Source organism: Haloarcula sp. JP-Z28 (assembly GCF_011440255.1).
Lineage (GTDB): Archaea > Halobacteriota > Halobacteria > Halobacteriales > Haloarculaceae > Haloarcula > Haloarcula marismortui.
Genome location: NZ_JAAOHT010000022.1, coordinates 1 through 23,013 on the forward strand (window position 1 = coordinate 1; position 23,013 = coordinate 23,013).

19 protein-coding genes and 2 pseudogenes are annotated in these 23,013 nt (G+C 62.2%); 7 read left to right on the top strand and 14 right to left on the bottom strand.

Annotated features, from left to right (window positions below):
* Positions 1-121: pseudogene (locus G9463_RS10335) on the top strand (IS630 family transposase); the annotation flags it as partial.
* 43 nt (positions 122-164) lie between these two features.
* On the opposite strand, the gene G9463_RS10340 reads toward G9463_RS10335, so the two are convergent.
* Positions 165-578 (bottom strand): Lrp/AsnC family transcriptional regulator, encoded by a 414-nt coding sequence (locus G9463_RS10340; protein ID WP_004518577.1) that lies wholly within the window; start codon positions 576-578, stop codon positions 165-167.
* A 102-nt stretch (positions 579-680) separates the two neighbouring features.
* Between G9463_RS10340 and carA the strand changes: the two genes are divergently transcribed.
* A complete protein-coding gene (gene carA / locus G9463_RS10345; protein ID WP_007189090.1) occupies positions 681-1,727 on the top strand; it encodes a glutamine-hydrolyzing carbamoyl-phosphate synthase small subunit in 1,047 nt (348 codons plus the stop codon).
* Between the two features lie 217 nt (positions 1,728-1,944).
* Here carA and G9463_RS10350 read toward each other — a convergent pair whose 3' ends face one another.
* The 10 genes from G9463_RS10350 to G9463_RS10395 form a co-directional block, all read right to left on the bottom strand.
* Complete coding sequence (locus tag G9463_RS10350; RefSeq protein ID WP_165896650.1) at positions 1,945-2,571, bottom strand: hypothetical protein; 627 nt, start codon at positions 2,569-2,571, stop codon at positions 1,945-1,947.
* Positions 2,572-2,795: 224 nt separating this feature from the next.
* A complete protein-coding gene (locus G9463_RS10355; protein ID WP_165896651.1) occupies positions 2,796-5,816 on the bottom strand; it encodes a PAS domain S-box protein in 3,021 nt (1,006 codons plus the stop codon).
* A 110-nt stretch (positions 5,817-5,926) separates the two neighbouring features.
* Complete coding sequence (gene carB / locus G9463_RS10360; protein WP_011224757.1) at positions 5,927-9,178, bottom strand: carbamoyl-phosphate synthase large subunit; 3,252 nt, start codon at positions 9,176-9,178, stop codon at positions 5,927-5,929.
* Positions 9,179-9,334: 156 nt separating this feature from the next.
* Positions 9,335-9,565, bottom strand: coding sequence for a hypothetical protein (locus G9463_RS10365; RefSeq protein ID WP_004963957.1), 231 nt, complete (start codon positions 9,563-9,565; stop codon positions 9,335-9,337).
* A gap of 87 nt (positions 9,566-9,652) precedes the next feature.
* Complete coding sequence (locus tag G9463_RS10370; protein ID WP_004963961.1) at positions 9,653-10,414, bottom strand: hypothetical protein; 762 nt, start codon at positions 10,412-10,414, stop codon at positions 9,653-9,655.
* 49 nt (positions 10,415-10,463) lie between these two features.
* Positions 10,464-10,997, bottom strand: coding sequence for a DUF5815 family protein (locus tag G9463_RS10375; protein WP_011224755.1), 534 nt, complete (start codon positions 10,995-10,997; stop codon positions 10,464-10,466).
* A 54-nt stretch (positions 10,998-11,051) separates the two neighbouring features.
* The gene (locus G9463_RS10380; RefSeq protein ID WP_165896652.1) at positions 11,052-11,825 is read right to left on the bottom strand and encodes a hypothetical protein; all 774 of its coding nucleotides are present in this window, start codon (positions 11,823-11,825) and stop codon (positions 11,052-11,054) included.
* Positions 11,826-11,899: 74 nt separating this feature from the next.
* Entirely contained in the window at positions 11,900-12,316 is a 417-nt protein-coding gene (locus tag G9463_RS10385; RefSeq protein ID WP_165896653.1) for a hypothetical protein, read from the bottom strand.
* Positions 12,317-12,368: 52 nt separating this feature from the next.
* On the bottom strand, positions 12,369-12,593 hold the full coding sequence (locus tag G9463_RS10390) for a hypothetical protein (RefSeq protein WP_165896654.1): 225 nt from the start codon (positions 12,591-12,593) through the stop codon (positions 12,369-12,371).
* Between the two features lie 48 nt (positions 12,594-12,641).
* The gene (locus tag G9463_RS10395) at positions 12,642-13,892 is read right to left on the bottom strand and encodes an NAD(P)/FAD-dependent oxidoreductase (protein ID WP_011224753.1); all 1,251 of its coding nucleotides are present in this window, start codon (positions 13,890-13,892) and stop codon (positions 12,642-12,644) included.
* 121 nt (positions 13,893-14,013) lie between these two features.
* Between G9463_RS10395 and G9463_RS10400 the strand changes: the two genes are divergently transcribed.
* A complete protein-coding gene (locus tag G9463_RS10400; RefSeq protein ID WP_165896655.1) occupies positions 14,014-14,622 on the top strand; it encodes a DUF6149 family protein in 609 nt (202 codons plus the stop codon).
* Positions 14,623-14,727: 105 nt separating this feature from the next.
* Here the strand turns inward: G9463_RS10400 and G9463_RS10405 are convergent, their stop codons facing one another.
* The gene (locus G9463_RS10405) at positions 14,728-16,089 is read right to left on the bottom strand and encodes an NAD(P)/FAD-dependent oxidoreductase (protein WP_165896656.1); all 1,362 of its coding nucleotides are present in this window, start codon (positions 16,087-16,089) and stop codon (positions 14,728-14,730) included.
* Between the two features lie 11 nt (positions 16,090-16,100).
* On the bottom strand, positions 16,101-18,323 hold the full coding sequence (locus G9463_RS10410) for a histidine kinase N-terminal 7TM domain-containing protein (RefSeq protein WP_165896668.1): 2,223 nt from the start codon (positions 18,321-18,323) through the stop codon (positions 16,101-16,103).
* A 123-nt stretch (positions 18,324-18,446) separates the two neighbouring features.
* On the opposite strand from G9463_RS10410, the gene G9463_RS10415 reads away from it, so the two are divergent.
* A complete protein-coding gene (locus tag G9463_RS10415) occupies positions 18,447-19,322 on the top strand; it encodes a homoserine kinase (protein WP_004963992.1) in 876 nt (291 codons plus the stop codon).
* A 348-nt stretch (positions 19,323-19,670) separates the two neighbouring features.
* Positions 19,671-20,720, top strand: a pseudogene (locus tag G9463_RS10420) (PAS domain S-box protein).
* Positions 20,721-20,791: 71 nt separating this feature from the next.
* Here the strand turns inward: G9463_RS10420 and G9463_RS10425 are convergent.
* Positions 20,792-21,244, bottom strand: coding sequence for a peroxiredoxin (locus G9463_RS10425; RefSeq protein WP_165896657.1), 453 nt, complete (start codon positions 21,242-21,244; stop codon positions 20,792-20,794).
* A 105-nt stretch (positions 21,245-21,349) separates the two neighbouring features.
* On the opposite strand from G9463_RS10425, the gene G9463_RS10430 reads away from it, so the two are divergent.
* The gene (locus G9463_RS10430) at positions 21,350-22,000 is read left to right on the top strand and encodes an adenylate kinase (RefSeq protein ID WP_011224746.1); all 651 of its coding nucleotides are present in this window, start codon (positions 21,350-21,352) and stop codon (positions 21,998-22,000) included.
* A gap of 87 nt (positions 22,001-22,087) precedes the next feature.
* Positions 22,088-22,978: a DUF106 domain-containing protein gene (locus G9463_RS10435; RefSeq protein ID WP_004963999.1), complete on the top strand. Its 891-nt coding sequence runs from the start codon at positions 22,088-22,090 to the stop codon at positions 22,976-22,978.
* Positions 22,979-23,013: the final 35 nt, after the last annotated feature.

Genomic DNA, 23,013 nt, shown 5'->3' on the forward strand with positions numbered 1-23,013 from the left:
CGTCGGCGACGAGGACGAATTTCACGAACTCGTCAAAGACGTATTTGAACAAGTGACGCAGCAAGTCAGCTACGCCAAGAAGTGGTGTGAGAAATTTCTTAACTTTCAGAAGTTATCTTGACCATTACAATTCACCGAGTTGGCTCGCGCGGCACTGCCGCGCGTCACCCAACTCGTTCGTTCAGAATGAGCCTCGTCTTCGTGCCCACAACCTCCTCCAACTCACGCGCTTGCGTGATGAGCCCGTTGACTGCGTCGGTGTCAGCGGCATCAACGACCACGACGATGTCCTCCTCGCCGGAGACCTGCCACACGAAATCAACCTCCTGCCAATCAGCGATGCGGTCCGAAACCTCGGCCGTGTCGACGTTCACATCGACGCTGACCTCGATCATCGCTTTCACGTTGCCGGTCCGCGTCGCGACAGTGAATCGTTCGATAACGCCGTCGTCGACCAGTCGTTCGACGCGGTTTCGCACAGTCCCTTCCGACGTGCCGACCCGGTCCGCGATTTCCGTATACGGGGTTCGGGCGTCCCGGCGGAGTATCGAGAGTATCTCCCTGTCGAGGTCGTCCATCGAGATATGACAGTATCACCGGTCGTGACTTGAGGATTACGAAATTCGAAACTCGTCTTCGAAAGCAACCCTTATGGCCGACTATAGTATACGCATCTCGTAATGGCTGACGCATACGTGGCAATCGAAGGCGACCGCGTCATCGAGGCGCGCGCTCGCGCTCCGGGGACGGCCCGCGGCGAACTGGTCTTTACAACGGCGTACACCGGGTATGAGGAGAGTCTTACCGACCCCTCCTACGAGGAACAGGTCCTGACGTTCTCCTATCCGCTCATCGGGAACTACGGCGTCCGAGAGGAACGCTTCGAGTCGGACCGCGTCCACCCGCGCGCGGCAGTGGCCCGCGAGATGACCGACGACGTGGCCGAGTGGCTCGAATCCGAGGGTATCCCGGCCGTCGACCATCTCGACACGCGCGACATCGTCACCGAAATCCGCGACGAGGGGGCGATGAAATGCGGGATCGCCGCCGGGCCGGACGTGACCGAGCAGGACGCGCTCGACGAACTCCACGAGTGTAAGCATATGTCTGACCACACCGACATCGGCGCGCAGGTCTCCGTCGACGAGGTGGAGGTCCACAACGAGGGCGGCGACGGTGCGACGGTCGCGCTGGTCGACTGCGGTGCGAAGGGCTCTATCGCCGAGTCGCTCGTCGAACGCGACGCCGAGGTCCACGTGTTCCCGTACGACGCCACCGAGGACGACGTGGCCGCTGTCGACCCGGACCTGCTGTTCATCTCGAACGGCCCCGGCGACCCCGAGAACTTCGAACAGGCCGGTGAGCTCGTCGAAACCTACGTCGGCGACGTGCCGCTCGCGGGCATCTGCCTCGGCCAGCAGGTCGTCGCCAACGCGCTCGGCGGCGAAACTGAGAAGATGGAGTTCGGCCACCGCGGCGTGAACCAGCCGGTCCGTGACCTGCGCTCCAATCGGGTCGTGATGACGACTCAGAACCACGGCTACACCGTCGCCGACCCCGGCGACAAGCTCGACGTGACCCAAATTAACGTCAACGACGACACGCCGGAAGGGCTGGAAAACGACGACCTGAACATCATCACGCGCCAGTACCACCCCGAGGCCAACCCCGGCCCGCACGATTCGCTCGGCTTCTTTGATGATGTGCTAGGGATGGCGGGAGAGTAGGGGGAGCCTGGCCGTAGGGAGGGGTCCCCGGACTTCCGAGCGGAGCAGGACCTTCGGTCCCGCAAGCAGTCGGGCAGTATCGCCGCCCGACGACGGGGAACAGAGTGACCCGCGAGCAGTAGCGCGGTTCGAAGCGAGCGGAGCAGATGAGAACCGCGAACCGTGAACAGCAACGAACCGCGGGCGGCGCGGTTTGGACGCGCATGAGCCACGTCTTTCAGTCGCTGTCGTCGTCAATTGGTTGCCCGCGGTAGTATTTCGTCTGGTCGCTGTCTTCGCTTTTGGCCGTGTTGTTCTGCGGTGCGACGGGGCGACCGCGGTACATGACTCGGTTGGCGTCGTCGTCGCCGTCGATTGCGTCCGGACTGTCCTGCTGGTGGTTCTCGATGAACTCGGCGGCCGCTTTGAGCGTTGTTTTGTCGGTCTTGCGGTGCACCCAGCAGTGGTACATTTTCCGTGGGGTCCGGAGCGCGAGGCGGTGCGCACGGAACCCGGTCTTGGTGGTAACGTCGGCAACTGCTTCGTGTGGGATCTCGATGATGTCGTCGTCCTCGTCTTTCCCGATGAGACAGAGCGTCCGGCGGCCGGTAACCAGAATGACGGTCCGTCGGTCGCCGACCGGTGAGTCGGTCTTGCGTTTCGTTCCGCGACCGATGCCGCGCTTCCCGTTGGTCAGGAGATACGCCGGGGCTTCCGCGCCGTCGAGGTACGTCAGCGGTGGGTTGTTCAGCGGTGGTGACTCGGAGAAATGACTCTTGTATCCAGCGAGGACACCTACCGTTACCGAGTCACTGGGAGCCATCTCAGCGACTGTCTCCGCCCGCTTAGTGATGTCCTCTATCATCGGATTCCCGGAGCGGCGACAGCGATTGCAACACGGTCCATACTGCTAGTGTCACAGCCCCAGAAATGAGTGTTACGAACGTGCCATTATTGGCACAAAACAGGACAGATAGTCATCAGTAGCTAATCGATTACTAACTATGACCACCATCTCGGTTCAACGGTTCGGACATGTAATGGTTGAGAAATCGGTGCATGGATAACAGTCGTTACAGCCCGACCGCTCTATGACTCCTGTCTGACGCCCCTGAACTCGAATCGTGCGCCGCCGGCGTCGCTCTCAGTAACGGACACCGACCAGTCGTGTGCCGCCGCTATCTCCTTGACGATAGCGAGCCCAAAGCCGGTTCCACCGTCAGTGGTGGTGTAGCCGCTCTCAAACACTGTGTCGTGCTTTTCCGGCGGGATACCACCACCATCATCGGCGACGTAAAACCCCGGGTCGTCGAGATCGCCGACCTCAACAGTGACGGCCGGGCCGCCGTGCGTCACAGCGTTGTTGATGAGGTTTTCGAGGAGTTGGCGAACGCGGCTCTCGTCGGCGTAGATTGTGCTCTCGGCAGTGACTTCGAGTGTGGCATCAGACGTCTCGACAGCGTGCCAGCAGGACAGCGCCGTCGATTCGAGGTTGAGCGGCTCCGTTTCGGATACCGTGTCCCCCTCACGGGCGAGAGTCAGCAGATCCTCGATGAGTTCCTTCATGCGGTCGATTGCACGGTAACAGCGGTCGAACTGCTCGTCGTTGCCGGTGTCTCTGACAAGGGTGAGCGAGCCTTCGAGGACGCTGAGCGGGTTCCGGAGGTCGTGGCTAACGATGCTCGCGAACTCTTCGAGCCGGTCGTTCTGTCGCTCCAGTTCCTCGCGGTACTCGATTCGGTCGGAGATATCCCGTGAGATGGCAACGAGCCGGGTGATCTCTCCATCAGCGGCGATCGGTGTTACCTGTGTCTCCCAGACGCCAGTCGGGTGGAGGTCCCGCTCCTCGAATGTAATTGGTTCACCGGCCGAGACACACTGCTTGTAGTGGTCGGCGATTCGACGACCGATGTCCGGGCCAGCAGCCTCAACTGGGGTCTGACCGGTCAGTGACTCGGTGTCGAACCCGGTCTGTCGCTCGTAGGCCTCGTTCGTCCGAACGTATCGGAACGTCGGATCGTCTGCCGGCTCCTCAATGTCGACGAGCGCGATGGCGTCGTTGGTGTTCTCGAACACCGCCGCATACTCGTCGGTGAGGCGAGCCAACTCCCGCTCGCGCTGTTTCTGGTCGGTAATATCAGTCGCAACGACACAGAGGGCGTACGGCTCGCCGTCATCGTCGAGTATCGGTGTCTTCCGCGTCAGATGCGTCCGCTCCGTCCCGTCGACCGGAATCACCGTCTCGACTTCGACGGTCTCTTTCTGTTCAAGGGCCCGCTGATCGTCGGCGTGAGTCTGCTCCGCGATGCGGTCCGGAAGAATATCGTAATCGGACAGGCCGACGACAGATTTGTCAGCGTCGATCCCGTAGAGCTCACGAGCCGCACTGTTGATGAAGAGAAAGCGGCTGTCGATATCTTTCATCAGGATGTACGTCGGCGCTGTGTCGAGAATGACCTGCAGTTTGCGGCTCGTGTCTTCGAGTTCTTGTTTCCGGTTTTTGTGGTCGGTCACGTCCTGATGGATCCCCACCGCACGGACCGGATCGCCGTTCTCGTCGCGTTCGACCACTTTGCCAATGTCGCGGATCCATCGGTAGTCGCCGGTCGCCGTCTTGAGGCGATGGTCACATTCGTATATCTCCGTCTCGCCGTCGAGGTGGGCGTTCAGTGCCTCGTAGGTCCGCTCGCGGTCCTCAGGGTGAATCAGTTCGTCCCAGGTGTCGACTGTCGGGTCGAGTTCATTGAGCGTGTAGCCGAGCATATTCGCCCAGCGCTCGTCGAAGGTGACTTGGTCCGTCTGAACGTTCCAGTCCCAGACGCCGAGCTCAGCACCCTCAAGGGCGAGTTCGTGGCGTTCCGTGAGCGTTCTGAGTTCCTGCTGCCGGTCGAGTCTGGAAAGGGCCTCCTCGGTGTTCGCAGCGAGGGTTCGCATCAGCGAGACCGATGCGTCCTCGAACGCGGCGGCATCGGTCGATGCGGCGATCAGCACACCGTGGTCGCCCAGTGGAATCAGGAGTTCGCTACAGACGTCGGTGTCAGGGTTGTAGCGGTTGGGGTGAGTGGAGACATCGTTGAAAACACGCTGTTCGCCGGAGTCGAACACCTCCCAGACCAGACTATCGCCCTCGCTAAACGTCGGATGGTCGTCGATAATCGCCTGAGCCTGGTCGGTCACTGCGGTCGGCCTGAGAGCGTCGGCCGACTCATCGGCGAGAAAGACAGCGCTGAGTGGCAATCCGAGCAGATCACGCGCGGTTTCGACGACCAGTTCGGCGGCAGCCTCGCGTGACTCAACGTGCATCAGCTCCCGCGTTGTGTCGTGCAGTGCCTCGATACGCTGCTGTCGCTGCCGGCGCTCCGTGATCTCCTGAAACTGCGAGAAGATCGCGACGGTCTCTCCGTCTTCTCGGATGATTCGGTTGTGCCACTCACAGACGATCTCCTCGCCGTCGCCGGTCTCGATATCAAGCACCGTATAGTAGCCCCCGCTGCCTTCCTGTAGGGCCGTGATTGTCTCTTCGACCGCATCCAGCGCCGAGTCCGGGACGAGCGTCTCGAACCCCTTGCCGGCGAGCGCCGCTTCCCCACGCCGCAGGATCTCCTCGCCTTTCTCGTTGACCTGAACCACCTCAAAGCTCTCGTCCCACTCGATGACGCCGAGCGGTGACTTATCGATAAACAGCGAGAGCCGCTCCCGGCTCGCGTCCAGTGCCCGCTGTGACCGGTACTGCTCGACCGCGTTGGCGATGCGGTTGGCGAGAATTGTGTACTGGTCGGTGCCCTGTTGTTTCTGGAGGTAGTCGGTCACACCGGCCGAAATCGCCTCGCTGGCCACTTCCTCGGAGCCTTTCCCCGTAAAGAGAATGAACGGGAGGTTCTCGTCGATAGCTCGGACGGATTCCAGAAACTCGATGCCGTCCTGACCGGGCATCTCGAAATCCGAGACAACACAATCGATTGGTTCCTCGCTGAGCCGGGTGAGTCCCTCATTTGCCGACGTTGCCGAGACCACGTCGAACCGGTCGTCGGCACGGCTGAGAAACGCTGCCGTCATCGACGCGAACTCGGGGTCGTCCTCAACATGCAGGACACGTACGGCATCGGCCATGAATGGTACGTGAACGTGTCCAACGAATAAGTATTTGTACCTGTCCGTTCGAGTGACAGGAATCGGTGCCACCGCGGTGGGTGATCTGCTCCCGAGAACAGCCGACCGCGTTACTCAGCGCCCCACTCGCGCTGGGTCTTTGGCCGTTCATCGATGGCCTGAACAGCGAGTGGCTGGTCAGCGGAGTTGATCGCTTCCAGCGCCGCCTCGGCGCTCTCGTGAGTCGAGAAGTACGTCACAGTCTCCTCGACACAGGCTTCCAGCACGTCGCGGTTGCGGGAGAGAACGAGGTCAACCTTGCCGCTCTGGATGGCGTCGATGATGGCGTCGGTGTCTTCGTAGTCGTCGAAGTCCTGCACGTCGAAGTGCTCCTCGAAGCCGAGGATTGGCAGGTCGACGATGGCTGTCCCTTCGAGCGGGATTGCCTTGCCGACGGCCATCTGGGCCTTCTGGTAGGCCTTGCCGAAGGAGCCGGCGGTCCCCATGACCTCGCCGGTGGATTTCATCTCCGGGCCGAGACGCGGATCCGAACCCGGCAGGCGGTCAAAGGGCAGGACGACCTCCTTAACAGAGACCTGCTCCGGAATCTGCTCCTGCACGTCGAGTTCCGAGAGCGTCGCGCCGGACATCACCTTAGCGGCGATTTTGGCGATCGGGACGCCAGCCGTCTTGGAGATGAACGGAACGGTACGGGACGAGCGCGGGTTCGCTTCGAGGACGAACACCTCGCCGTCACGAACGGCGAGCTGGACGTTCAGCAGACCGACGGTATCGAGCGCGTCGGCGATATCCTCAACGACCTCGCGGATGCGCGGCATCACGTCCTTGATCTCCTGAGACCGGGGCGGAATCATACAGGCGGAGTCGCCCGAGTGGATGCCCGCCGTCTCGACGTGTTCCATCACGCCGCCGATGAGGACGTCGTCCTCGTCGGCCACGGCGTCGACATCCAGTTCGACGGCGTCGGCGAGGAACTCGTCGACCAGAATCGGCTTGTCCGGGCTCACGCGGACGGCTTCCTCGATGTACGTTTCGAGGTCCTCGTCGTTGTACACCACGTCCATCGCGCGGCCGCCGAGCACGTAGCTCGGGCGCACAAGGACGGGGTAGCCGATGTCGTGGGCCAGGTCGAGGGCCTCCTCCTTGGAGGTCGCAGAGCCACCTTCGGCCTGTGAGATACCGAGTTCGTCCATCAGCTTGTTGAACCGGTCGCGGTCCTCGGCGAGGTCCATCGCGTCGACGGAGGTCCCCATGATCTCACAGTCGAGGTCGCGGCGTTCGAGCTCCTGTTCGAGCGGGTGGCCGATGTCGACAGAGGTCTGGCCGCCGAACTGGACCATCACGCCGTCCGCGTCGGTCGCTTCGATGACATCGGCGACCTCCTCTGCAGTGACTGGTTCGAAGAACAGTCCGTCGGACGTGTCGTAGTCGGTCGACACCGTCTCGGGGTTGTTGTTGACGACGTGGGCGTCGATGCCAAGGTTCTCCAGCGCGCGGACCGCGTGGACCGAACAGTAGTCGAACTCCACGCCCTGCCCGATACGGATGGGGCCGCCACCGACGACCACGACACTTTCGAGGTCCGGGTCGATCTGGAGTTCGTCGCGGTCGATACCCGACAGCGGGTCCCGCGTCGAGTAGTAATACGGCGTCGTCGCCTCGAACTCGCCGGCACAGGTGTCGACGAGTTTGAAGTCGCGGTCAGTCGTCTCCGTCTCGACGGTGTCGACTGTGACACCGGAGCCATCGGTCGCCGCTTCGACTTCCGGCTCGTCGCCGCCGTCTTCATCCAGATCCGCCGGGAGCCAGGAGACGTGCGTATCGTTGAACTCACCGCCGGCCAGCGCTGTTATTTCTTGGTCGGTAAAGCCGGCCTGCGCGGCGGTCTCGTAGTCGCCATCGCGGGCGGCCTCAGCGGCGTCGGCGACCTCTTTGAACCGCTCGACGTACCACTCTTTGATGTCGGTGATGTCGACGACTTCCTCGACGGTGTAGCCGCGGCAGAACGCCTCGAACATCGCGTACGGACGGTCAGGCGTTGGCTTTTCGAGGTACTCCGTTTCGAGTTCCGCGTCGTCGATTTCGTTGAAGTCAGCAGCCGGATTGTACTCAGAGGAGCGAAGCGCCTTCAGCAGGCTCTCGGGGAAGGTCCGGCCGATTGACATCGCCTCACCGGTGGATTTCATCGCTGTCGACAGTTCGAACTCCGTGTCGCGGAACTTGTCGATAGGCCAGCGCGGCACTTTCGTCACGACGTAGTCGATAGCCGGCTCGAAAGCGGCGGTCGTCTCGCCGGTAATTTCGTTGTCGATTTCGTGGAGGCGCTTGCCGAGCGCGACCTTCGCGGTGACACGGGCAATCGGGTAGCCGGTTGCCTTCGAGGCCAGCGCAGAGGAGCGGGAGACACGCGGATTCACCTCGACCACGCGGTACTCGCCGCCAGGGGTGCCGTCGTCGTGCCAGGCGAACTGGATGTTACAGCCGCCCTGAATGCCGAGGTCGCGGATGACCTTCAGCGCGGAGTCGCGCATCTCCTGATGGCCCTCGTCGGGGATGACCTGCGAGGGGGTGACGACGGTCGACTCCCCGGTGTGGATCCCCATCGGGTCGATGTTCTCCATGTTGCAGATAATAATACAGGAGTCGTCGGCGTCGCGCATCACCTCGTATTCGAGTTCGACCCAGCCGGAGATGGATTCGGTGATGAGGACCTCGTTGTTGCGCGAGAGGCGCAGGCCCTTGCGGACGCGTTCGATGAGTTCGTCCATCTCGTCGACGACGCCGGAGCCGGAGCCACCGAGCGTGTACGTCGTGCGTGCGATGACGGGGAGCCCGCCGACCTCGTCGACGGCGGATTCGACGCGGTCGATGAGCGAGTCCTCGTCCAAGTCGGTGACCGATTCACCGTCGTCGAGCGTGATGGTCGTCGAGCGCGGCACCGGTTCACCGATGTCCTCCATCCGCTGTTTGAACAGGTCGCGGTCCTCCGTCGCGTAGATGGTGTCCAGTGGCGTCCCCATCACGTCCACGTCGTACTCGTCGAGGACGCCCTCCTCGGCAAGTTCGGCGGTGACGTTCAGTCCAGTCTGGCCGCCCAAACCGGCGATGACGCCGTCGGGTTCTTCTTTCCGGATGATCTCAGAGATAGCTTCGGTGTTGATAGGTTCGAGATACACCTTGTCCGCCATCTCCGGGTCAGTCATAATCGTCGCCGGGTTCGAGTTCACGAGCACGACGCGGGCACCCTCTTCCTGAAGGGCACGACACGCCTGTGCGCCGGAGTAATCGAACTCGGCCGCCTGTCCGATCTTGATCGGGCCACTGCCGATGAGCAGGATTGTACGGTCCTCGTCCGCTGTCATTGTACGAGCGGAGTCTACACATCGTAATAAGCCCGGCGAAACAATGCGAAGCTCGAAGCCTAATTTCGAATATCGTAATGCGTCTGCGTCACATAGTCAGCACTCTCACAGACGAGTCTCGGTATAGCAGACAGACGGTAGCGGCGCTGAGAACGGTCAGTTGTCGCGGTCGGGAACGCGATACCGGTAGGGCTGGCCCTGAATAACCTCGACCTCGCCGGACTGAGCACGACGACCAAGGACTGTGGCAACACGGTGGGCGCTCCCGAACGCCTCGTCATGTTCTTCGAGCAGGTCACAGATTTCGCGTGCCGTCAGTGTGCCGTTGACATCGGCTTCTTCGAGCACTGTCAGGATGCGCCCGAACTCTCCCTCACGCATAGCCATACACAGTTACAGCACCGCTTCCACCATATAACACCGTCAGACAACAGTCAGACGGCTGATTTCGGGAAATCAACCGACGGCGGCGTGTCACTGGCTGTCGGACAGTTCAGGGTCGCTGTCTGTCGCGTTCCCCCAGCGCTTTCGGACCCACGCCGGTCGGGAGACGGTTGTATCGCCAACCGCGGAGTACCGAATTTCGTAGCTGACCGGGGCCTTTCTGGAGCGGTCCCAGTACGAGACGGTGAGCGACTGGACGAGGCCGTCCGGCCGGACAGTCGCCTGCACGCTGTAATTATCGGCCGGTTCAAACGCCGCCGGCGGGTCCGTAGCCATGAGCGTCACGCTGCAGGAGTCACAGTCGTCCCTCGGACGGTCGACGCTGACGTTCGTGGCGAGGTAGGCTTCGATGAGTCGAGCGGGGTCGGGGTCGAGTACCCCGCTGACCGGGGTTGGCCGCCGCGTTGCGGTCCAGGCTCCCTGTGCTCGCTCGTCGTAGACATAGCGTCGGTTCCGGTTGGTGTACACCTGCTTGGTGTAATTCTTGTTGATGATTTCGGTCCGAAACTGGTAGCGATACCTGTCTTCGACGACGAGACTGACGATTTGTGTCCCCCATTCCAGCGACAACCGCATTCCCAGCACGTACGAGCGATTCCGCGTCGCGCGCCGGTGGGCCGCCGCGAGTCGCCTGGCGTCGACAGCGTCCTCGGTCACGGCGGGGTTGGCCCGGTCGTCCTGTGACTGCTCGGGCACCGGAACTGGGGTCACCGTCTGTCGCTCCGCCCCGCCGAAGGCTCCACAGCCCGCAAAAAGCAAGAGGACAAGCAGGACCGCGATACGACCCGCCATGCGTGGGTATGCGAGCCCGCCCTACTAAGTGCTCAGGTCGCAGTCGGTCTCAGATCGCGGTATCAGATCGGCCGTCGAAGTTTCGCTCGTCGCGGTACTGTTCGACAAATGCGTCAACATCGAACTGGAGCATCTGCTCCTCGAACTCCGCCATCACGTCATCGTCCTCGGCGTGGCTGATAGCGTGTTCCATCAGTTCCACGAGCAGTTCGACGACGATTTCGTGAAGGCGGCGGGAATCGAAGTCACTCACCCATGCCAGCGAGAAGCCAACTGACCCGTCCTCGCTGGTGTCGGCGGCGACGACCTTCTCGGGGAACTCCTCCATGACGACGCCCATCAGGTGGACGGTGGTGAACTCATCGTAGTCGTCGTTGGTCTCGATAGTCGCGTGTAGCACCTCGGTGAGAAACTCCGGCACGAACCGTGCCAGCGGGTGCGGGTCAAGCACGACGCCGTGAGTCTGCCCGCAGTCACACGCGAACTCCCGCATCCCCAGATGGAGGTCATGCGTGTCGACGAGTTCGCCACAGGCCAGTTCGAGTTCGGACTCGCGCCCACCGGGCACGCGCGGTTCAGCCATTACCCATGATTGGTCGCTCGCGTGGTTAAAGGCCGCGATACGGACTACAGCGGGTTAGAGCCCGCCGATGGACTCTGTATCCTGTGTGTAGCTGGACCCCGTTGCTTGGAGGTACGCGACAGTCGTCACAGCGATTGAGAAGACGCTGACGACACTTGAGAAGACAGTAGAGACTGTCGCCAACACCATTGGCGGCAACGAGATCGGGAGGAAGCTGACGGCACCTCCGAGAACGAATCCAAGCACCACGAGCACAATAGCCAGAACGAACGTGGCGAGGAGGTTGTCGGTGACGACTCTGACACTGTTGCTAATTGATTCGATAACGCCGCTGTCGTTCAGTGCAATCTCCTGTCGGACAAAGAAGAACAGGAGTCCAAACACCAGTCCGGGGATGATGAGTAGAATGAGGCCGATACCCACTGCGATAGTGGTGAGGATGCCGGCTGCGATCGCGACCACAACGGTCCTCCCGAGCCGTCGGCCCACATTGTCGGGAATCGGTTCGCGGTCATCACTGGCAAAGGCACGGATTGCGACGATGTTCAGCGCCTCATTGAAGATAAGCAACACGAGCGCACCGACGCCAGCAACTGCAAGCGGCAGGTCGAGTGCCAGTGGGGTACCCCCGGCCATTGCTGCCTGATTTACCTGTGCATCGCTCGGCAGTCGCCCCAGAAACAGTTCTGTGAACGCCTGCGAAAGTGACGCCCAGACAACAGAGCTGAGCAATCCATAGACGATGAATACGCCGGCAAACATCGCCCCACGTTCGCTGAGTAGTTCGTCAATACCGTCCTGGAAAGCACGGCCGATCTGGAGGGCCATATCTTCAGTCGCTCTCCGGGAAAATATAAAACTAGTCGAATCGTAGATACCCGCCGACGGCGGGACTGTGCCGCTTACGGCCAGTCGTCGCGCTGCTCGTCCTCGTCAGTTGCTGTGTCCGGCGTCTCGGGTTCGCCAAGGCCCCAGTCGGCCGCCTCTGCGGCCTGCGTGACTGGGAGGTACTCCCAGCCCGCCGCCTCGGCGAGGTCAGCGTCCTCGTCGCCCGCACCGACAAAGACGTGCCGGTCGGTGTCGAACTGCTCTCTGACGTTTTCGAGACTCTCCTCGCGGCCGCGCGGCCCGGAGAAGAAGTCCTGTCTGATCCGGTGTTTCCGGGTGAAGTTGGTTACGACGTAGGTGGGCTGTTCGGAGATGACGCCGACGTACTCGGACCACTGGCGCGCGTCGTTGAACACGCTGTCCGGGTAGGCCAGTTGCTTGAGGGCGTCGAGGTCGAACGCGAGTGTCATATCGCCGCTGCCGCCATCCATACGCGACTCTCTGCCTTAGGGCGAAAAAAGAGCGTCGTTCTCCCGCTGGCAGTTATTCGCGGTGCTGGTCCGTCTGTGTGAGCCGGTCGGCCTCCGCTTGGACCGCCGCCATCTCGCTGGCGGCCCGTGGGTCGCCCTGACCGTGCCCCTGATTGACCAACGCATCGAGCCGCGAGCCGGCGAAGCCGCCGCTCTCGTCGCCCGTTTTGTCTGCCTCACCCGACCGGTCGCTGCGGCGGCTGAGCCAAGCAACGACGCGGGAGAGGGCGTTGCGCATACATGCTGCTACGTCCGCAGCGCGTAAAAATATCGGTGTCGGCTGGCCTTATTCGGCCGGTGCGGGCGTCTGCGCCTTGACTTCTTCGAGGTCGACTTCCTTCTCCAGCAGCAGTTCCTTTTTGTCGGCGACCTGCCGCTCTTCGCGGATGAGCTGTTTGAACGCCGACTGCTGTGAGAGGTCGCCGATCAGCACGCCACCAACGAGCTGTCCGTCCTCGAAGGCGAGCCGCCGCCACTCGCTGTCGGAGTACTTCCGTTCGGCTTCGTCGTCGCCACGGGTCGGATGGCCGAAGGAAAGGAACGGGAAGTCAAAGTGCGTGATGGAGTACGAGGAGACCCAGCGGAACTCCTTTTCCTCGGCGTCCGCGACCATGTTCGTCCCGGCGACTGACCCCTGCTCCTTGGCTGAACCCCACGCGCCGTTTTGCGCCTGAGAGTCGAGGATGGTGTCGTAGAACTGGGTGAGGTCACCCGCAGCGTAGATGTCCTCGACGTTGGTCTGCATGTACTCGTCGACGACGACGCCGTCGTCGAGTTCGAGCCCGGTCCCGTTGAGGAACTCGGTGTTGAAATCGAGGCCGATAGCGACGCCGGCCCATTCGCCCTCGTAGTGGTTGCCGTCGGGGTCGACCGCGCCGGTGACGTGACCGTCGTCGTCGACTTCGAAGTGGTCGACGCCGGATTCGAAGACGGGTTCGACACCGTTCTCTTCGAGGGCCTCGTGGATGATCTCTGCGCCCTCCTCCGAGAGCGCGTAGCGCCACCAGCGGTTGCCACGCATCAGGTACTTCGCGTCGATTTCCTGTGCGGCACAGACCGCCGCGAGGTCGATGCCGAGCAGTCCAGCCCCGACGATGATACCCTGGTCGGCCTCGTCGGCGTGCTCACGGATGCCACGTGCATCCTGGAACGTCCAGAAGTGGTGGATGCCGTCGGCGTCACTGTTCTCGACCGGAACCTGTGCCGGCGTCCCACCCGTGGCCACCAGCAGCTTGTCGTATTCGTAGGTGTCCCCCTCGTGGGTCTGGATCTCGTGGGCATCGGGATCGATGTCCGTCACGTGGGTGTTCAGCTGGAGGTCGATGTCGCGTTCGTCATACCACTCCGGCTCGTGGATCGAGATCGGCGCTTCCGGCAGCTTCCCCTTGGCGAACTCCTTGATGAGAATCCGGTTATACAGTGCCTCCCCCTCGTCGGTCAGGACTGTGACCGACGCATCCGGGTCCGCTTCCCGGATTGTTTCGGCTGCGGACGCACCCGCGATGCCGTCACCGATGATTACGTGCGACGTGCTCATGTACGGCCGGTACGAAATCAGGCCTAATGTGGATTGCTATCTGCGTATCGTTTCCGATAGCGAACTGAACACACCGATAGTCGGGGATTTGAAGGCGCTGGGGCCCGTATTCGAAATTGAAATGAAAATCTACCAGAACCCGCGCCACTGGGCAAGCAAGAAGGCGCTGACCACACCCGGCGTCCGGTCGGTGGCCAACTACGGGCTGGTGAAACTCCACACCAAAATCTTCCTCGGGAAGGCCGACGAGGCACACCGGGAGGAGCGGCGCGACCACCTCGATGACTTCTTCGACGGCACGATGGACACCTACGTGGCCGCGCTCCAGGCAGATTACTCGGAGGCTGAGGCTCGGGAAATCACCCACATTCAGGCGAATTTCGACTTCTACAACCACGGCTGGACGGAGATGATGGAGTTCCCGGCCGACGAACTCGAAGCCCACTACGAGCGGTACGCGGACTTCTTCGACGCGCACAGCATCACCATCGACGACCCGCTCGGGACGTTCCGGCCGGCCGGCGGCGTCACCGACGCGCCGTCGACGCCAGAGCGACTGGACGAGCCGGAACACCCCCACGCCGTCGGTGGCTTTGCTGACGACGTCTACGTCGAAACCGAGGACGGCGAGATGGTAGTCGGTGGCGGCCGCGAGGAACCGGACGACGTGAGCCCGACCGACGCGCCGGTCATCGACGAGGACGACGTGGAAAGCGCGGCCGGCGACTGAGCTAGACGGCGGTCGGAGGCCTGTTTTTCGCTGTATCAGCCGTAATCAGAAGGGGCAGCCAACATATGGCCGGAGCGTAGGATATCGACTCGGGCAGCAAAGCCCTCAGCGTTGGGCTTCCGAAAGCGGCGAATCGTCGGTTTTCGTCGCCGCAGACGGGTCGCGTGCGATGCGGTCGGCGCACTCGAAGCCCGCGACGATACCGCCGTTGAGCGAGCGCTCCGGGTACTGTGCACGTGAGGCCATCCCGGCGTAGTAGAGGCCGTCCGCGACGGCGTCGCTCAGGTCGTACGGGATGACCATGTCGAGATACCCGCGTTCGTAGACCGGCGCAGTCCGTGGATTGCGCCCTGTTCGAATCCAGTTAACGGCGTCGCGGTCGAAATCAGGGAAGAGCGATTCGATGCCCTGCAGCCACGTCTCGGCGACCTCGTCGTCGCTCTGTTGCCAGATGGCTTCGGATTCGTCCTGAATGTAGCGGGCGACGTACAGGAGATGTTCGCCGCCGTACCGCTCCGCGGAGACGAAGTTGGTGTGCTCGATGAGCGCGCCGAAGGGAGCGTCGTCGGCGATGTTCAGCCAGTACGTATCCAGCAGGGGCTCGTCCATGCTAATGACCGAACACACCGTCCCCTGGAAATCGATGTCGCAAGTGTAGCCGGTCAGGGCTTCAAGCACATTCGGCATCGTCGCGACGACGACGCTGTCAACGTCGTGAACCGTCGTCTCGGTTCCGTCCGTGGCCGTCAGCGACGAGACGGTCCCGCCACTCGTATCGATGTCGGAGACGCGCGTGCCAGTGGCGATGTTGTCGCGGCCGACGGCGTCGACCAGCGCGTCGAGCAGGCGACCGAATCCGCCGTCGAAGTAGCCCAGAATCTCGCCGTTCAGGATGTCCCGCTCGCCGCGGAATTTGACTCGGCCGAGTAGCCACGCGGCGCTCACGTCGTCTTTCCGGTCGCCGAACTTCGCATCGAGCAGCGGCTCGAAAAAGTTCTCGTAGACGCCCCGGGTAGTGTGGTCGATGACGAACTCCTCGATGGGCACGTCCTCGAAGTCTTCCAGCCGCTCGTAGGTGTCGAACGACGGGACGCCGCCGCGAACGTCGATATCGAGGACGAGCATCCCCAGCCGGAACGTGTCGTACAGCGAGAGGTGCGGGTACGAGAGGATTTCCCAGGGCTTGTCCATTGGGTGGACGACGCCGTCGACGTAGTAGGCGTTCTCCCCGATGTGCCACTCGACCGCATCACCGAGGCCCAGTTCCTCGGCGAGGTCGACGATTGTTTCCTCGGATTTCGAGAGGTGGTGATAGAATTTCTCGATGGGGTCTCCGGCCGTCTCGTAGGTCGCTGCCAGGCCGCCGAGGTCCTCACTCGCCTCGAAGACACGTACCTCGTGACCACGTTGCTGGAGCCGGTACGCTGCCGAGAGGCCGGCGATACCGCCACCGACGACGCCAATCATACCCCGACCTATCAGCGGTTGTGGGATTTAGTTTGCGCTTCGGTCGCCGCCGTCTCGGTGTCGCCGGACTGGGGGTCGTCGCCGGCTTTGCTGGACGTCACCGCCTGCTGGAGTTCGAGAACAGCGACCGTCCCCGTCGGGCGGTTGTCTTCGAACCAGAGCGTCCCGCCGTACAGCTCCATCATGACCGAGACGAAGTAGAGGCCGAACCCGTCGGCGGTCTGGTCGGGTGAGAGCCCGCGCTCAAACACTTTCGTCTTTAATTCATCGCTCATACCGGGGCCGTCGTCAGCGATGCGGACTTGCAGCCAGTCGCCGGCCTGCTGGACTGAGACGGTTACCTGCGGGGTGTCGGCGTTGTTGTGGTCGACCGCGTTCCGGAGGATGCTCAGGAGGACCTCTTCGAGCAGTTCATTCGCCTGCACGCTGTACTCACCGTCCAGTTCGCAGGAGACCGATACCGAATCGTACTCGACTCGGAGCGACTCAATTGAGCGCCGGAGTGTGGCGTTAAGATCGACGGTGTCCAGCCGCTCGGCTTCGCTTGCTGTCACCGTGTTGTTGATATCCCGGATCGTTTCGCTCATCTCTGTGAGCGTCCCACACCAGTCGCTGATGCTGTCGAGATGGCGCTGTTTTGATGACGGGACATCATCCCTGATGTGCTCCGCGCGGCCGCGGATGACGACCATCGCGTTGTGCAGCGAGTGTCTGAGGATGCCGTTGAAGAACTCTATCTGTTCGCGGCGTCGCTTGACCGAACTCCGGCTCTGTCGGAGTTCGCGCTCGCGCTCGACCTGATCGAGGGCGACCTGCGTCGTCTGTGCGAGAATCGCGGCGTATCGCCTGTCCTCCGTGGCGAAGGTGCTGCCGTATGCGGTGATCGCCATCACGCCGTGGGAGCCAAGCGGCAGCATAAGCGCGTTGTCGAGCGGGTCGAGTCCGTCCTGCTCCAGCGAGACAGTCTGTATCTCACCGGTTTCGTACGTCTGCCAGAGTTTGCTTTCGGGCCTGTCAGTCGGTGACCCGTATAGCAGTTCTTCCTCAACGTTATTTTCGATCGTCTCGCTGATGACGGCCGGTTCAAGAACGCTATCCTCTTCGAGGAACACGCCCGCCGCGTTCTGGTCGAGCACGGCAGTTGCGAACTCGACGGCCATCTCCGCAACCGCTTCGGCTGTCTCTGCCTCGATGAACTGCTGGGTCGCGGCCTGTAGCGCTTCGAGTCGGTCCTGCCGGCGCTGCTGTCCGGTGACGTCCCTGAGCACGACGAGGCGACCGCGTTCCGTCCCGGACTGGTCGGTGAGACTCGTCGTCTGTGGGTTATAGTAGGTGAACGAATCCCCGAACGAGAACACCTCGCCGCGCTCAATGTGGCCAACGAGACCCGGGGCAAGGTCGTCGAGTGACTCCCCATCAGGCTCTGGATGATCTAGCGCGCTGGCCGCCGCGGCGTTGTAATCGATAATAACACAGTCGTCGTTGAGAGCGATGACCGGGTCGGGGAGATTGTCGACGAGGCCGTCACCCGACACCGTTCTTACCGATAGCGACTCGTCTTCGAACAGGACCCAGCCGACGAGTGCCGCGTTGATCGAGAACGCCACCGGCGTAAAGTCGATGGCCGGATGTGGCGTGTAGCCGAAATCATACAGTACGGCGGCGAGTACCGGGAGGATGGTTCCAATGAGGATTGTCGCTGTCTGCCGCCGATAGAGGTTCTGTGACCGGAACAAGAACTCGATCAGGAGAGCATAGCCGACAAATAACGGGATGTAAGAGATTGCAAGCGTCGTCGTGTAGGCGGCCCCACGTTGCACGGCGAACAGCGTCACGCCGCTCTGGGTGATGGGGACGGCTTCGACGAAGCGACCCTGGCCAAAAAGCAGTAGCAGCACGTCTGCATTCGCCGCAAACAAAAGGGGAACGAGACGGGTCGGGCGAAGCCACGAGCGCCGGCCAGTGTAGACGAGCACGAAAACGGCCCAGAGCCCGAGTAGCTGTGCCGAAGTGGTTCGTGCCAGCACGTACACCGTTTCTGCGACGGTGGGGTTGGTAGCGACAACTCGCCAAAGAGAGACGGCACACCAGCACCCACCAGCCAGTGCGAGCCAGCCGTACTGGCGAGCACCGGGGACATCCCGGTGTCGGGTGGCAATAACCGCAACTACGAAACCGACGAGCGCCCCACCCGCGTTCCCGAGGATGGCGACCGTTGCAATGTCGACATCGATAGCAATACCTATCCCAACGTCAGGTTTCCCAGCATTATGCCTTTGGGCCGCGTTCTCAGTACTGGGAAACGGCCACAGTGTCGGTTCGCTACCTTTTTGCCTACACTGCTGAAATTCGCAGGCATGCTGACAGTCCGGGCGCCGGCTACCAGTGCGAACCTCGGGAGCGGCTTCGACGTGTTCGGCGTTGCACTGGAGCGTCCGGCCGACGTTGTCCGTCTGGAGAAAGCTGACCGGGTGACCATCGACGTAACCGGTGCTGGCAGCCAGTACATCCCGGAGGACCCCGACAAGAACACCGTCGGCGCGGTCGCTGACGCACTTGACGCGCCGGCACGCATTCAGATAGATAAGGGTGTCCGTCCCGCATCAGGGCTTGGCTCCTCCGCGGCCAGCGCCGCCGCAGCGGCCGTTGGGCTGAACGAACTGTACGACCGCGGCTACTCCCGCGAGGAACTGGTCCCCATCGCCGCCAAGGGCGAGGCTGTTGTCTCCGGAGACGCCCACGACGACAACGTCGCCCCCTCGATCATGGGCGGGTTCACCATCGCAACCGACAAGGGCGTCACGCAGGTCGACGCCGACATCCCGCTCGTGGCGTGTCTGCCCGATATCGTGGTTTCGACGCGAGACGCGCGTAACGTCGTCCCGGAGACCGCCCGCGTCGACCAGATGGTAGAGACAGTGGGTAACGCCGCGGCACTAACGACCGGGATGCACCGCGACGACCCCGAACTCGTCGGCCAGGGGATGCACGACACCGTGGTGACGCCGGCCCGCGCGAAGCTCATCGACGGCTACGAACAGGTTCGTGAAGCCGCGCTGGCGGCTGGTGCCACCGGCGTCACTATCTCCGGGGCCGGCCCGACAGTCATCGCCGCGTGTGCTGAGGAAGACCGCCGAAAGATTGCGAGCACGATGCTCGACGCCTTCGGCGAGCGCGGGGTCGACGCCCGGGTGTACCAGACCCGAATCGGCGGCGGCGCTGAAGTGTTCTGAGACCGTCCGCAGGTCCGCGACGGTACGCTCCGCGACTAGCGGACAGGTCCGTTTCGAAGGCAGTCGCGGAAAAGCGGGAAGGAGCATCTCGTCAGCGGTGTCTACAGGTGGGATTGGGGCACTTGGCCGGTATGCAGGCGGTGTGGGTGCACCGGGGATGACAGGGACTACTTCGTTCCATATCGTGCCGGGGGATCAGCGAGAAGACCGGGCTGTTCATCCCGCACGCGGTCAGTCGTCGACGAAGAGAGATACCCCCGTCGGGCGATGAGACGTCTGTACCGCGTTATAGCACTATGTACTGCTATTAGTAACAGCAAGGCGTCTCGCCGCGCTACCTGAATAGCAATGGCATCTCAGACGGGGCACGCGCTTCCAGCAGCATACGACGCGCTCAACATCGGTATCGCACTGTACGACCCCGACAGTGGTGCTATTCTGGACGGCAACGAACGGCTAGCAGAGATATTCGGATACTCAGTTTCGGAGTTGCGCGAGCGGTCGATCAGCGAGTACACCGCAAACACATTCGTCCACTCTGTCGCCGATTTCAGGTCCCGGTTGCAAGACAGCGCCGCAGGCGGGTCGCGCCAGTTCACGTGGCGGATCAAACGGGCGGACGGCGAGCTCATCTGGGCCCGGATTCACCTCTTGGAGCGGGTCGTGTCCGGGAGGACGTACGTCTGTGCGGAGATCCGTGACATCACGGAGTACTTCGAGACACACCACCGCGAGGAGCTCCTCTGGCGGATACTGCGACACAACCTGCGGAACGAAGCGACAGTCATCGCCGGAAACACAGCCCGTATCACAGCTTCGGCCGGGACTGAGGCCGTGCGGGACGCCAGCAAGACGATTCGGTCTCGCGTCGAAAACCTCACGAACATCGTCGAATCCGTCAAGCAGATCGAACGGGCAGTCGCGCGCCCCGGCACAGACTACACCCGCTGTCACGTCACGCGCAGGGTACGAGGTGTCGTGAACACCATCCTGACCGACTACCCTACTTCAGAGATTACCGTTACCGAACGGGCGGAGCTGTGGGTAGACAGCAATGACGCATTCACATACGCACTCACCCACGCCATCGAGAACGCAATCATTCACAGTGAGACTGTCACCCCGTCAGTCGAGGTATCCGTCGGTCCGTCACCGAACACCGGCCGAGTGGAGATCTGCATTCGCGATTCGAACCCCCCGATTCCAGATACGGAGATCAGCGCGCTCTTCGACCCGACGCAGGCCACAGAAACGGCGCACGGTACCGGCGTCGGCCTGTTCGTGATGAAGTGGTGTATTGAGTCTCTCGGCGGTGAACTCTGATTCGAGCGGAGCGGTGACGGGAACGCCGTCTTTTTTTATTTACCGGCACGAGACCCGCCGGACGACCAGCAGTAGCGCGCCAGTCCTCGACTGCGAGACGTGGTCGGGCAGATACTCAAACCAAGAAGCCGAAAACGAAAGGCAGGTCAGCCGCCCTGGACGAACTCGTTACGAACGTCGTGGAGCACTGCCTCGGCGTGCCCGTCGGGGTCCGAGATGTCCGGGTCGTAGACAGACTTGATTTCGCCATCGGCGAGCACGAACGTTCGGCGGTCCGTCCGGCCGCCGCTGGTGTCGAGGCCGAACGCTTCGGCGACGGTCCCGTCGGGGTCGGCAAGCAGGTCATACAGCAGGCCTTCCTCCTCGGCGAACTCATCGTGGGTCGCCACATCGTCCATCGAAACGCCGTAGACGGTGATGCCGCCCTCGCGGAACTGCGGGAGCTGTTCTTGGAAATCCCGAGCCTCGATGGTACAGCCGCCAGTGAAATCTTCGGGATAGAAGTACAGCACGGTCGGCGCATCGAAGTCGGGCGAGACAGTCTCACCGAACTGATTCTGTGCGCTGATGTCGGGGGTCGGCGCGCCGGGTTCAAGCATTATTCTGTGTTGGCCCGGGACGCCTACACGCCTTTGGGTGGCGGCAGCGTGACCCGCCAGCGTGATTTGGACAACCATTTAACCGACCCCTTGGAAACCCTGACTATGTCGAATCCACGAATCCTGATTGTCGGGCCGCCGGGAGCCGGCAAAGGAACCCAGAGCGCCAACCTCGCCGAAGCGTACGGCGTCGAACACATCACGACCGGTGACGCCCTTCGGGCGAACAAGGACATGGATATCAGCGACATGGACACCGAGTACGACACGCCCCGTGAGTACATGGAAGCGGGCGACCTCGTGCCGGACGCGGTAGTTAACGCTATCGTCGACGAAGCCCTCTCACAGGCTGACGGGTTCGTGCTCGACGGCTATCCGCGTAACCTCGAACAGGCCGAAGAACTGGAAGGGATGACCGCCCTCGACGTGATCCTCTCGCTCGATGTCTCGCGGGAGGAACTGGTCGACCGACTCACGGGCCGGCGGGTTTGTGACGACTGCGGCACGAACTACCACGTCGAGTTCAATCAGCCCGAGGAAGACGGTGTCTGTGACGAATGCGGCGGCGACCTCATCCAGCGCGACGACGACAACGAGGAGTCCGTCCGCAACCGACTGGACGTGTTCGACGACAACACCGCACCGGTCATCGACCACTACGGGGACCACGACGGCTTCGTCGCCATCGACGGCGAGCAGACACCCGACGAGGTCTGGAGCGAGATTCAGGACGCCGTCGACGCACACACGGCCTGAAACGCGACGGAACCGCCGTTCGAGTCCGATACCGTCGAGACAGTCAGAGTAAAACGTTGATATGCCGTCGCAACTCAAGCACACACAATGGCACGTACCGCGCCGAAGGTAGAACGACTCGCCGAAGACGGCGAGGCAATGACTGATGCGCTCTCGACGGTGCTCGCTGCGGCCGAAGAGAACGGGACCGTCACCTGGGGCGACGTGAGCGACGACCTCACGAGCGGCGAGTGGGGCCGGCTCATCGAGTCCGGCCTGCTCATCGACGCCGATGGCGAGGGGTTCGTTATCGACGACCCTGATGGCGTCCGTGAGGCGCTCGAAGAGTCCGACGCGGCCCCGAGCGATGATGACGAGGGCAGCGGCTGGTCGAAATGGGACAAGCTCGCCGGCCTCGGGACGCTCGGCCTGTTTGCCGGCTACTCTCTGACTTCAGTCCGGGACGTTATCGCAGGCGGCGTCATCGACATCGTCCTCGGGCCGCTCAACGACATGCTGCCGTTTTACGTCGTTATCCTGGTGCTTGCAATTATCACCGGGACCACCTCGACGATTCTGCAGGACAACCTCATGGACATGTCGGGGATGGGCGACCACCAGGAGAAGATGGAGGACCTGAAAGAGCGCCGCAAAGCCGCAAAGGAACGCGACGATCAAGAAGCGCTTGACCGCCTCGAAGAGGAGCAGATGGAGCTGATGACCGACCAGATGGGGATGTTCAAACAGCAGTTCCGACCGATGGTGTGGATCATGCTGGTCAACATCCCGCTGTTCCTCTGGCTCTACTGGATTGTCTTCGGAGCCGGCGTCGACGCGAGCCCGGTGATTACGCTCCCCATCTTCGGCGAGGTCGAAGCGTGGAGCAACAGCGTCGCCGGCCCGGTCCAGGCGTGGATTGTCTGGTACTTCCTGTGCTCACTGTCGTTCACCCAGATCATCCGGAAGGCGCTCAACGTCGAGACGACGCCGACTGGGTAGGCGCGAAGAGACAGCCCTTTCTATCGGGGCCCCCC

Bases quoted from the DNA above. Each gene is read 5' to 3' on its own strand.
- G9463_RS10430 (WP_011224746.1), top strand. From the start codon at position 21,350: ATGTCGAATCCACGAATCCTGATTGTCGGGCCGCCGGGAGCCGGCAAA.
- G9463_RS10390 (WP_165896654.1), bottom strand. From the start codon at position 12,593: ATGCGCAACGCCCTCTCCCGCGTCGTTGCTTGGCTCAGCCGCCGCAGC.
- G9463_RS10400 (WP_165896655.1), top strand. From the start codon at position 14,014: ATGAAAATCTACCAGAACCCGCGCCACTGGGCAAGCAAGAAGGCGCTG.
- G9463_RS10355 (WP_165896651.1), bottom strand. From the start codon at position 5,816: ATGGCCGATGCCGTACGTGTCCTGCATGTTGAGGACGACCCCGAGTTC.
- G9463_RS10415 (WP_004963992.1), top strand. From the start codon at position 18,447: ATGCTGACAGTCCGGGCGCCGGCTACCAGTGCGAACCTCGGGAGCGGC.
- G9463_RS10380 (WP_165896652.1), bottom strand. From the start codon at position 11,825: ATGGCCCTCCAGATCGGCCGTGCTTTCCAGGACGGTATTGACGAACTA.
- G9463_RS10425 (WP_165896657.1), bottom strand. From the start codon at position 21,244: ATGCTTGAACCCGGCGCGCCGACCCCCGACATCAGCGCACAGAATCAG.
- G9463_RS10350 (WP_165896650.1), bottom strand. From the start codon at position 2,571: ATGATAGAGGACATCACTAAGCGGGCGGAGACAGTCGCTGAGATGGCT.
- G9463_RS10340 (WP_004518577.1), bottom strand. From the start codon at position 578: ATGGACGACCTCGACAGGGAGATACTCTCGATACTCCGCCGGGACGCC.
- G9463_RS10370 (WP_004963961.1), bottom strand. From the start codon at position 10,414: ATGGCGGGTCGTATCGCGGTCCTGCTTGTCCTCTTGCTTTTTGCGGGC.
- G9463_RS10375 (WP_011224755.1), bottom strand. From the start codon at position 10,997: ATGGCTGAACCGCGCGTGCCCGGTGGGCGCGAGTCCGAACTCGAACTG.
- carA (WP_007189090.1), top strand. From the start codon at position 681: ATGGCTGACGCATACGTGGCAATCGAAGGCGACCGCGTCATCGAGGCG.
- G9463_RS10395 (WP_011224753.1), bottom strand. From the start codon at position 13,892: ATGAGCACGTCGCACGTAATCATCGGTGACGGCATCGCGGGTGCGTCC.
- G9463_RS10365 (WP_004963957.1), bottom strand. From the start codon at position 9,565: ATGGCTATGCGTGAGGGAGAGTTCGGGCGCATCCTGACAGTGCTCGAA.
- G9463_RS10405 (WP_165896656.1), bottom strand. From the start codon at position 16,089: ATGATTGGCGTCGTCGGTGGCGGTATCGCCGGCCTCTCGGCAGCGTAC.
- G9463_RS10435 (WP_004963999.1), top strand. From the start codon at position 22,088: ATGGCACGTACCGCGCCGAAGGTAGAACGACTCGCCGAAGACGGCGAG.
- carB (WP_011224757.1), bottom strand. From the start codon at position 9,178: ATGACAGCGGACGAGGACCGTACAATCCTGCTCATCGGCAGTGGCCCG.
- G9463_RS10385 (WP_165896653.1), bottom strand. From the start codon at position 12,316: ATGGATGGCGGCAGCGGCGATATGACACTCGCGTTCGACCTCGACGCC.